The following is an 8,979-nucleotide window of genomic DNA, read 5'->3' as shown; positions in this document are numbered from 1 at the left end:
CGCCGTCCCGCGAGCGCGACCCGGTACCCGTGGGCGAGCAGCGCCCGCGCCACGCACCGGCCGATCCCCGATCCGGCCCCCGTCACCACCGCGACCCGCGCCGCCCCCGTCGCCGACTCGCTGCCCATGTCCGTCTCCTTCCCGCTCCACCCGATGTTCCGCCGTGCCGTGCTCTGTCGTGCCGATGCCATCATGACGGTCACGAGTCCACCGAGCCGGGGAGCCGCCATGCCCATCGACCCCGACATCGCCGTCGGCGCCGACCTCGGCGAGAGCACGATCTCCTGGACCGCCGACGACGTGCTGCTCTACCACCTCGCGCTCGGCGCCGGGGCGGAGCCGACCGACGAGCGGGAACTCCGCTACACCTACGAGAACGACCTGCGGGTGCTGCCGACCTTCGCCACCGTCGCGCCGCGGCGCCGCACCTTCGAGCCGCCCGCGGTGACGTTCCCGGGCATCGAGGTGGACCTCGCCAGGATGCTGTACGGCGCCGAGTCCGTGGAGGTGCACCGGCCGATCCCCACCGAGGGAGAGGCCGTGTGCCGCGCACGGATCACCGACGTGCTCGACAAGGGCACCGCCGCCGTGATCGTGCGCGAGACCGAGGCCGCCGATCCGGCGGGGACCGTCCTGTGGACCAGCAGGTCGGCCCTCTTCGCGCGCGGCGAGGGCGGGTTCGGCGGGCCGCGCGGACGCACCCGGCGCGTCTCACCGCCCGACACCGGGCCGGACGTCGTCGTCGACACACCGACACTGCCCCAGCAGGCGCTGCTGTACCGCCTGTGCGGCGACCGGAATCCGCTGCACGTCGATCCGGCGTTCGCGCGGTCGGCCGGCTTCGATGCGCCGATCCTGCACGGGCTGGCCACCTACGGGCTCGTCGCCAAGGCGGTCACCGACGCGGTGCTGGACGCCGACGTCACCCGCGTGCGCGCGTGGTCGGCCACGTTCGCGGGCGTCGTCCGCCCCGGGGAGACGCTGCGCACCCGCGTGTGGCGGGACGACGACCGGCTGCTCGTCACCACGACCGTGCCCGAGCGCGCCGAGGCGCCCGTGCTGGCCGACGCCGTCCTGTACCCGCGGTGAGCGCCGTGCGGATGCGGGCAGGCCGTCGGCTCACGCGGTGAGCTTGGGCAGCACGTCGCGGCCGAACACCTCGAGCCACTCCCGCTGGTTTCGGCCGACGTTGTGCACGTAGATCCGGGTGAAGCCCGCGTCGACGTAGCGCTGCAACGCCGCGCGGTGCACGTCGGGGTCGGCCGAGACCACCATGCGGCCCTCGAAGTCCTCCCTGCGCACGAGCTTGGCCATCTGCTCGAAGTCGAACGGCGACCGGATGTCGGCCTTGCCGAACTTCATGCCGCCGTTGGGCCACTGCTCGAGGGCGTTGGCCCACGCCCGCTCGTCGGTGTCGGCCCACGACAGGTGGACCTGGAGCAGTTTCGGCATCGCGTCCGGGTCCTTGCCCGCCTTGCGCGCGCCCTTGGCGAAGTTGTCCACGATGCCGGCGAGCTTGTCCAGCGACGCGCCCGGGGTGATGAGCCCGTCGGCGAGCTCGCCGGTCTTGCGGGAGGTGTAGGGGCCCGCCGCGGCGATGTAGATCGGCGGCGGCGCCTCGGGCATCGTCCACAGCCGCGTGGTGTGCAGCTTGAAGAACTCCCCGCTGTGCTTGACGTCGGCACCGCTGAAGAGCTTGGTGATGACCTGGAGCGCCTCCAGCATCCGGCGCACCCGCTCCGGCGCTTCCGGCCAGTACCCGCCGATGATGTGCTCGTTGAGCGCCTCGCCCGAGCCGATGCCGAGCCACGTGCGGCCGGGGTAGGTGGCCTCCAGCGTCGCCGCGGCCTGCGCGACCATCGCCGGGTGCTGCCGGAACGACGGGCAGGTCACGCCCGGCCCGAGATCGCCGGTGGTGTGCTCGGCGAGCGAGGCCAGCACGCTCCACACGAACGAGGCCTCGCCCTGGGCGGGCACCCACGGCTGGAAGTGGTCGGCCGCCATCTGCCCGGAGAATCCGTGCCGCTCCGCCAGCGCGGCCAGTTCGAGGGACTCGCGCGGCGAGAACTGCTCCAACGCCGCCGCGATCCCGACCTGCACATCACCCACGTGTCGCTCCCACCTCGTCTGGGTCCGGGCCGCCCGGCGACGGTCCGGTCTCGTCCGCCTCCCGCGCCTACCCGGCGTAGCGGCGGGCCAGTCCGGCCAGCTCGTCCAGTGTCGTCAGTGTCTCGCGCTCGGGCAGGGTCGGCAGCGAGAACGTGACCCGCTCCACCCCGGCCTCGGCCCAGTCCTCGATCGGGGCGTCGTCGGGGTCGGCCGCGAAGATCGTCACCGGCAGGTCGGGCCTGCCCCGGTCGGCCAGCCGTCGCCGCACGTCCCGGATGTGTGACGGGCTGGTGTGTCCCCGGGGCAGCCAGGCATCGCCGTGTTCGGCGAGCCGGTCGATCGCCGCCGGGCTCTCGCCGCCGACATAGATCGGCGGGTGCGGAGTGCGCGCGGGCTTCGGCCACAGGTGAACCGGGTCGAAGTCGATCTGCTCGCCGTGGAACTCGGCCTCGTCCGAGGTCCAGACCGCCTTGAGCGCGCGGAGCTGCTCATTGAGCCGCGCCCCGCGCGTCCGCGGGTCTGTGCCGTGGTGGCGCATCTCCTCGCGGTTCCAGCCGATGCCGACGCCGAACAGGAACCGCCCGCCCGAGATCAGGTCGAGACTGGCGACCTCGTTGGCGGTGTGCAGCACGTCCCGCTGGACCACCAGTGCGACGCCGGTGCCCACGAGCAGGTCGGTGGTCGCCGTCGCCGCCGCCGTCAACGCGACGAACGGGTCGAGGGTCCGGTAGTACTCCCGGGGCAGGTCCCCGCCACCGGGATAGGGCGTCTCCCGGCTGGCCGGGATGTGCGAGTGCTCGGCGACCAGCAACGAGTCGAATCCCCGTTCCTCCAGCGCCCGGCCGAGCGCGGCGGGCCGGATGCCCTCGTCGGTGACGAACGTGGAGATGCCGAACTTCATCTCACCCCTCCAGGACGCGTGACTCCCTGTCGCGCCGGTGCAACCCGCGCCGCGCGTGGTCTATTCCGGTTCGTTTCCGTCCTGGACACGCACCGGACGGCGCCGGAGGCATACCCGGGACGGGCCCGTGCACACCTCGCGGCGCGTGAGCGTGCCGGGCCCGAGTCACCCGCGCGGGAATCAGACGTTGCGGCGGTACTGCCCACCGACTTCGAAGAACGCCTGGGTGATCTGGCCGAGCGAACACACCCGGGCGGCGTCCATCAACACGGCGAACACGTTCTCGCCCCGCGCGGTGGCCTCCCGCAGCCGGGCGAGCGCCTCACGCGCCTCGGACTCGTGACGCTGGTGGAAGTCGGCCAGCCGGTCCAGTTGGGACTGCTTCTGCTCGTCGGTGGCACGCGCGAGCTCGACCTCCACCTCGCCGCCCTCCTCGTCCGGCGCGCGGAAGGTGTTCACCCCGACGATCGGCAGCGTTCCCTCGTGCTTGAGCCGCTCGTAGAGCATCGACTCGTCCTGGATCTTGCCCCGCTGGTAGCCGGTCTCCATCGCGCCGAGGACACCGCCGCGCTCGGTGATCCGCTCGAACTCGGCCAGCACCGCCTCTTCGACCAGGTCGGTCAGCTCCTCGATGACGAACGAGCCCTGGAGCGGATTCTCGTTGCCCGACAGGCCCCACTCCTTGTTGATGATCATCTGAATGGCCAGGGCGCGCCGCACCGAGCTCTCGCTCGGTGTGGTGATCGCCTCGTCGTAGGCGTTGGTGTGCAAGGAGTTCGCGTTGTCGTAGAGCGCGCACAGGGCCTGCAACGTGGTCCGGATGTCGTTGAAGCTCATCTCCTGGGCGTGCAGCGAGCGGCCCGAGGTCTGGATGTGGTACTTGAGCTTCTGCGAGCGGTCGCCCGCGCCGTAGCGCTCGCGCAGGGCCACCGCCCAGATCCGCCGCGCGACCCGCCCCAGCACCGAGTACTCGGCGTCCATGCCGTTGGAGAAGAAGAACGACAGGTTCGGCGCGAAGTCGTCGATGTCCATGCCCCGCGCCAGGTACGACTCCACGTAGGTGAAGCCGTTGGCGAGGGTGAAGGCGAGCTGCGTGATCGGGTTCGCCCCGGCCTCGGCGATGTGGTAGCCGGAGATCGACACCGAGTAGAAGTTGCGGACGTCGTTGGCGATGAACCACTCCTGGATGTCCGACATCATCCGCAGGGAGAACTCCGTGGAGAAGATGCAGGTGTTCTGCCCCTGGTCCTCCTTGAGGATGTCGGCCTGCACCGTGCCACGCACCTGCCGCAGCGTCCACGCCCGCAGCTCGGCGTCCTCGGAGGCCGAGGGCTCGCGGCCGTGCTCGGCGCGGAAGGCGTCCCTGCGCTGGTCGATGGCGGTGTTGAGGAAGAAGGCCAGGATCGTCGGGGCGGGCCCGTTGATGGTCATCGACACCGACGTGCTGGGCGCGGTGAGGTCGAAGCCGTCGTAGAGGGCCTTCATGTCGTCCAGCGTCGCGATGGACACACCCGAGGTGCCGATCTTGCCGTGGATGTCCGGGCGCGTGCCGGGGTCGGCCCCGTAGAGGGTGACGGAGTCGAACGCGGTGGACAGGCGCTTGGCCTCGGAATCGGACGAGAGGTACTTGAACCGCCGGTTCGTCCGGAACGCGTCACCCTCCCCCGCGAACATGCGCGCGGGGTCCTCACCCTCCCGCTTGAACGGGAACACCCCGGCCGTGTACGGAAAGTAGCCCGGCAGGTGCTCGCGGCGCAGGAAGGAGACCAGCTCGCCGGGGTCGGTGTAGCGGGGCAGCGCCACGCGCGGCACCCGGCTGCCCGACAGCGTCTCCCGCCACAGGCGGGTGTGGATCTCGGTGTCCCGCACGGTGAACACCAGTTCCTCGCCCCGGTAGGACTCGGCGATCTCCTCCCACCGCCGCAGCAGCTCCGCCGTGTCCTCGTCCACGGCGGCCTCGGCACGGTCGAGAAGCCGGTCCAGCTCGCCGGTATCGGCCCCCTCGGCGGCCAGCTCGTCCCGCGCGGCCGCGAGATGCCTCCGCCGCCGGACCGCCTCGGCCTGCTCCCGCGTGCGCGCGTGGTAGCCGCGCACCGTGTCGGCGATGTCGGCGAGGTAGCGCGTGCGGTGGCCCGGAATGACCACGCTCGTGTCGCTGGGCACCTTGCCCTCGACCCGGGGCAGCATACCGGGCGAGACCGGCAGCCCGGAGTCGGCGAGCAACTCGCGCAGGTGCTGGTAGAGAGCCGTGACACCGTCGTCGTTGAACTTCGCCGCGCTCGTGCCGAACACCGGCATGTCCTCGGGGCTCACGCCGAACGCCTCGCGGTTGCGCACCATCTGCCGTGCGACATCGCGCCGCGCGTCCTCCGCCCCGCGCCGCTCGAACTTGTTGATCGCGACGACGTCGGCGAAGTCGAGCATGTCGATCTTCTCCAGCTGCGAGGCGGCACCGAACTCGGGCGTCATGACATACAACGCGTGGTCGACATGGTCGACGATGCCGGCGTCACCCTGGCCGATGCCGGGTGTCTCGACGATGACCAGGTCGTAGCCCGCCGCCTTGCAGGCCAGCACGGCCTCGTCGAGGCCGGTGGGGACCTCCGAGCCCGCCGAGCGGGTGGCCAACGACCGGAAGTAGACACGGTCGCCGTCCAGGCTGTTCATGCGGATGCGGTCGCCGAGCAGCGCGCCGCCGCCGCGCCTGCGGGTCGGGTCCACGGCCAGCACGGCGATGCGGAGCTTGTCCTCCTGGTCGAGGCGGAACCGGCGCAGCAGCTCGTCGGTCAGCGACGACTTGCCCGATCCGCCCGTCCCGGTGATCCCGAGCACGGGCACCGTGCGCGTCGACGCGGCGTCGCGGACGGCCTCGTGCCACTCGCGCGGCAGGGACCCCTGCTGGAGGTGGGTGATGGTGCGCGCGAGGGTGGGGACGTCGCCCGAGAGCAGCGTGTCGACCTCACCCGGCGAGGTCGTGGCGAGGTCGAAGTCGCACTCCCGGATCATTGTGTTGATCATGCCGGGGAGGCCCATCTCCAGGCCGTCGTCCGGCGAGAAGATCCGCGCCACGCCACGGGAGTGCAGCAGCTCGATCTCCTCGGCGACGATGACCCCGCCGCCGCCACCGAAGACCCTCACGTGCCCCGCGCCGCGTTCGGCGAGCAACTCGACGAGGTAGCTGAAGTACTCGACGTGCCCGCCCTGGTAGGCGCTGACGGCCACTCCCTGCACGTCCTCGGACACGGCGGCGTTGACGACTTCCTCGACCGAACGGTTGTGCCCGAGGTGCACCACCTCGGCACCCTGCGACTGGAGGATGCGCCGCATGATGTTGATCGAGGCGTCGTGGCCGTCGAACAGGCTCGCCGCGGTCACGAACCGGACCGGGTTCGTGGCTCGGTACAGATCGGAGGTCATGCCTCCAAAATACTTGGACTTCCTACTTTTGTGGAACGGGGAGGCCAGGTGAGGCCCGCCTCACACGCCCGTATCGATTCAGTTCCGCGCGGGCGCGGCTGTTCCTCGTCACGAGGCGGAGTGGGCCGCGCGCAGAGCGATCCACTGGCGCATCGCGTACTCCACGAGCGTGATCAGCGTCTGCTTGGTGGACTCCCGGTCCCGGGCGTCACAGCGCACGATCGGCACGGCCGGATCGATCGACAACGCCTCCCGCACGTCGTTCAGGTCGTGGTGCAACACGCCGTCGAAGGTGTTCACCCCGACGATGTAGGGCAGACCGCGATCCTCGAAGAAGTCCACCGGCGCGAAGGAGTCCGCGAGTCTGCGGGTGTCGGCCAGCACCACCGCGCCGATCGCGCCGCGCACCAGGTCGTCCCACATGAACCAGAAGCGCTGCTGACCGGGCGTGCCGAACAGGTACAGGATCAGGTCCTCATCCAGGGAGACCCGTCCGAAGTCCATCGCCACGGTCGTCGTCGCCTTGTTCGGCGTCGCCTCGAGGTCGTCGATGCCCGTACTGGCGTCGGTCATCATCGCCTCGGTGGTCAACGGCACGATCTCGGACACCGAGCCGACGAACGTGGTCTTGCCCGCGCCGAACCCTCCCGCCACAACGATCTTGGCGGACGTCATCGTCGTCGGCACGGCCTCGCGCGGTGCCTCAAAGCCGGCGGAGTCCACTCAACACCCTTTCCATCAACTGCAAGTGCGCCTCGGCACCCTCGTCGCCCGAGACCGTCCTGTGCACGGTGACCAGTCCCGCGTCGGCCGCGTCACTGATCAGCACCCGCGCGACTCCCAGCGGCACCCTCAGCGCCAACGCGATCTCGGCCACCGATTGTGGAGTACGACATTCTTCCATGATCAGCTGGTGCTCGATCTGGTCGGGCACCGCCAACAGCGCCGAGGTGCGCGTCGAGATCAGGGTTTCCAGTTCGAGATGGTGATTCGCCCTGGTCCGGCCGCCTGTGATGGCGTAGGGACGGACGAATCCGGTCGTCTCCGCCGGAGGTAACGGGATCGCTTCGGCTGCCACAACCTGCTCCTCTATGGTCGAGTCCGGAAGGAGTGTTTCCTCCCGGGCGTCGTGTTTGCCTGGTTGTCCCCGACTGTCCTGTTCGGCGGGCACACCTGTCGGTGTGTCGTCCCCCGCGACGGCGGACCCCGTCGCGCCGGCGTCGGCACCGTCCGGATCGGCACCGTCTGCGGGGTCGGCGCCGTCGTCGTCCGGTCGCCCGTGTCCGTCCGGGCACGCGGCCGGGCGGCCGGGCACCGGGGAGGTGCTCGACCGGTGCGTGTCCCACTCGGCCCCGGACCGCGTCACGGTCTCAGGCCACCGTCTCGCCCACCCGCGCGCCGCTGGAGCCCTGCAACTGGGCCCGCAGCTCCGGGGTGAGAATCTGGCCGACCCGCTCCACGAGCAGGGTCATCTCGTAGGCGACCTGCCCGATGTCACAGTTCGGCGCGGCCAGCACCGCGAGGCACGAACCGTCGCTGATGGACATCAGCACCATGATGCCGAGCTCCATCTCCACGACCGTCTCGGTGACCGCGCCCGCCTCGAAACAACGCGCGGCTCCCTGGGTGAGACTCACCAGCCCGGAGGCCACGGCCGCGAGCTGGTCCGCCCGGTCGAGCGGAAGACGGTGCGACGCGGTGAGCAACAGCCCGTCGGCCGAGACCACGACGGCGTGCGCGACACCCGGGACCCGCTCGGCGAAGTCGTTGACGAGCCAACCGAACTGGTTCTGCTGGGGTTGAGCCGGTTTGGACACGGTCATTCACCCTCCACTTTCTCGTCTCGCGTGTCGGTCGCGACGGTTCCGGCATGCCTGCCGCGGCGGACACCCTGCTGGAAGCTGCTGAGCCTGCCCCGCACATCGGCGGGGTCGCGCGTGATCCGCGGGCGGACCTCGGTGGGTTCGTCGGTGGCGGCACTGCCCGGGAGCAGCTTCTCCCCCCTGCGCCGCCGTGGCAGTCCGGCGGTGGTGTAGTCGGAGGGCACCGCCTCGGTGACCTCCCGCACGGTGCGCCACCGCTCGTCGGCGGCGGAGGCGAAGCCCGCGTGCCCCGGTTCCGGACCCCCGTCGAAGGCCTCGGCCGAGCCGTCTCCCGCGTCGCTGTTCATGGTGCCGTCCCCTGGTGCGGTCTTCCCGGTGCCGCTTCCCCCGGCGGACTCGGCCGTGCCGCCTTCCGCGGCCGTGTCTGCCGCGCCGCTTCCCGCGGCGGTGCTTGCCGTGCCGCCTTCCGCGGCGGTGCCTGCCGTGCCGCCTTCCGCGGCGAGGGCGTGGGGGCCTGCTCCTCCGGTGGTGTCCGATTCGGCGTATCCGGCGGGGGTGCCGGTACCGGCGACCGGGTCGACGAACAGCGCGCCCATGCCGGTCCTGGCCGCGCCGTCGCTCCTGGCCGCGTGTCGGGGCCCCGACGTGCGGGCACCGCCCGGCACGATCTCGGCGGTCTCCTCGACCTCCTGCTCGGGCTTCCGGGCGCCGCGGCGCGGCCTGCGGCGG

8 protein-coding genes and 1 pseudogene are annotated in these 8,979 nt (G+C 71.1%); 1 reads left to right on the top strand and 8 read right to left on the bottom strand.

What is annotated here, in order from left to right:
- Positions 1-128: SDR family NAD(P)-dependent oxidoreductase (locus tag SACSA_RS27185; protein WP_157596793.1), on the bottom strand; the 128-nt coding region annotated here is incomplete at its 3' end.
- A gap of 100 nt (positions 129-228) precedes the next feature.
- On the opposite strand from SACSA_RS27185, the gene SACSA_RS0109920 reads away from it, so the two are divergent.
- Complete coding sequence (locus SACSA_RS0109920; protein ID WP_028661741.1) at positions 229-1,089, top strand: MaoC/PaaZ C-terminal domain-containing protein; 861 nt, start codon at positions 229-231, stop codon at positions 1,087-1,089.
- Positions 1,090-1,119: 30 nt separating this feature from the next.
- Here the strand turns inward: SACSA_RS0109920 and SACSA_RS0109915 are convergent, their stop codons facing one another.
- The 7 genes and pseudogenes from SACSA_RS0109915 to SACSA_RS0109885 all read right to left on the bottom strand — a co-directional run.
- Positions 1,120-2,109 (bottom strand): TIGR03557 family F420-dependent LLM class oxidoreductase, encoded by a 990-nt coding sequence (locus SACSA_RS0109915; protein ID WP_019815506.1) that lies wholly within the window; start codon positions 2,107-2,109, stop codon positions 1,120-1,122.
- Between the two features lie 67 nt (positions 2,110-2,176).
- Complete coding sequence (locus SACSA_RS0109910; RefSeq protein ID WP_019815504.1) at positions 2,177-3,010, bottom strand: LLM class F420-dependent oxidoreductase; 834 nt, start codon at positions 3,008-3,010, stop codon at positions 2,177-2,179.
- Positions 3,011-3,190: 180 nt separating this feature from the next.
- Positions 3,191-6,427 carry a fused isobutyryl-CoA mutase/GTPase IcmF gene (gene icmF, locus SACSA_RS0109905; RefSeq protein ID WP_019815502.1) on the bottom strand — a complete coding sequence of 1,079 codons (3,237 nt, stop codon included), beginning with the start codon at positions 6,425-6,427 and terminating at the stop codon, positions 3,191-3,193.
- A 108-nt stretch (positions 6,428-6,535) separates the two neighbouring features.
- On the bottom strand, positions 6,536-7,150 hold the full coding sequence (locus tag SACSA_RS0109900; protein WP_019815500.1) for a GTP-binding protein: 615 nt from the start codon (positions 7,148-7,150) through the stop codon (positions 6,536-6,538).
- Entirely contained in the window at positions 7,131-7,505 is a 375-nt protein-coding gene (locus SACSA_RS0109895; protein WP_028661740.1) for a DUF742 domain-containing protein, read from the bottom strand. Before SACSA_RS0109895 ends, SACSA_RS0109900 begins: the two co-directional genes overlap by 20 nt.
- 292 nt (positions 7,506-7,797) lie before the next feature.
- Complete coding sequence (locus tag SACSA_RS0109890) at positions 7,798-8,250, bottom strand: roadblock/LC7 domain-containing protein (RefSeq protein WP_019815496.1); 453 nt, start codon at positions 8,248-8,250, stop codon at positions 7,798-7,800.
- A pseudogene (locus tag SACSA_RS0109885) lies at positions 8,247-8,979 on the bottom strand (hypothetical protein); the annotation flags it as partial. The gene SACSA_RS0109890 and the pseudogene SACSA_RS0109885, both read right to left, overlap by 4 nt.

It is taken from the genome of Saccharomonospora saliphila YIM 90502 (assembly GCF_000383795.1).
GTDB classification, from domain to species: domain Bacteria; phylum Actinomycetota; class Actinomycetes; order Mycobacteriales; family Pseudonocardiaceae; genus Saccharomonospora; species Saccharomonospora saliphila.
Note: the sequence above shows the minus strand (reverse complement) of the source record. Positions and strands in the feature narration are given on the sequence as shown.

Coding starts and splice junctions, on each gene's coding strand:
- SACSA_RS0109920 (WP_028661741.1), top strand. CDS start 229: ATGCCCATCGACCCCGACATCGCCGTCGGCGCCGACCTCGGCGAGAGC.
- SACSA_RS0109910 (WP_019815504.1), bottom strand. CDS start 3,010: ATGAAGTTCGGCATCTCCACGTTCGTCACCGACGAGGGCATCCGGCCC.
- icmF (WP_019815502.1), bottom strand. CDS start 6,427: ATGACCTCCGATCTGTACCGAGCCACGAACCCGGTCCGGTTCGTGACC.
- SACSA_RS0109890 (WP_019815496.1), bottom strand. CDS start 8,250: ATGACCGTGTCCAAACCGGCTCAACCCCAGCAGAACCAGTTCGGTTGG.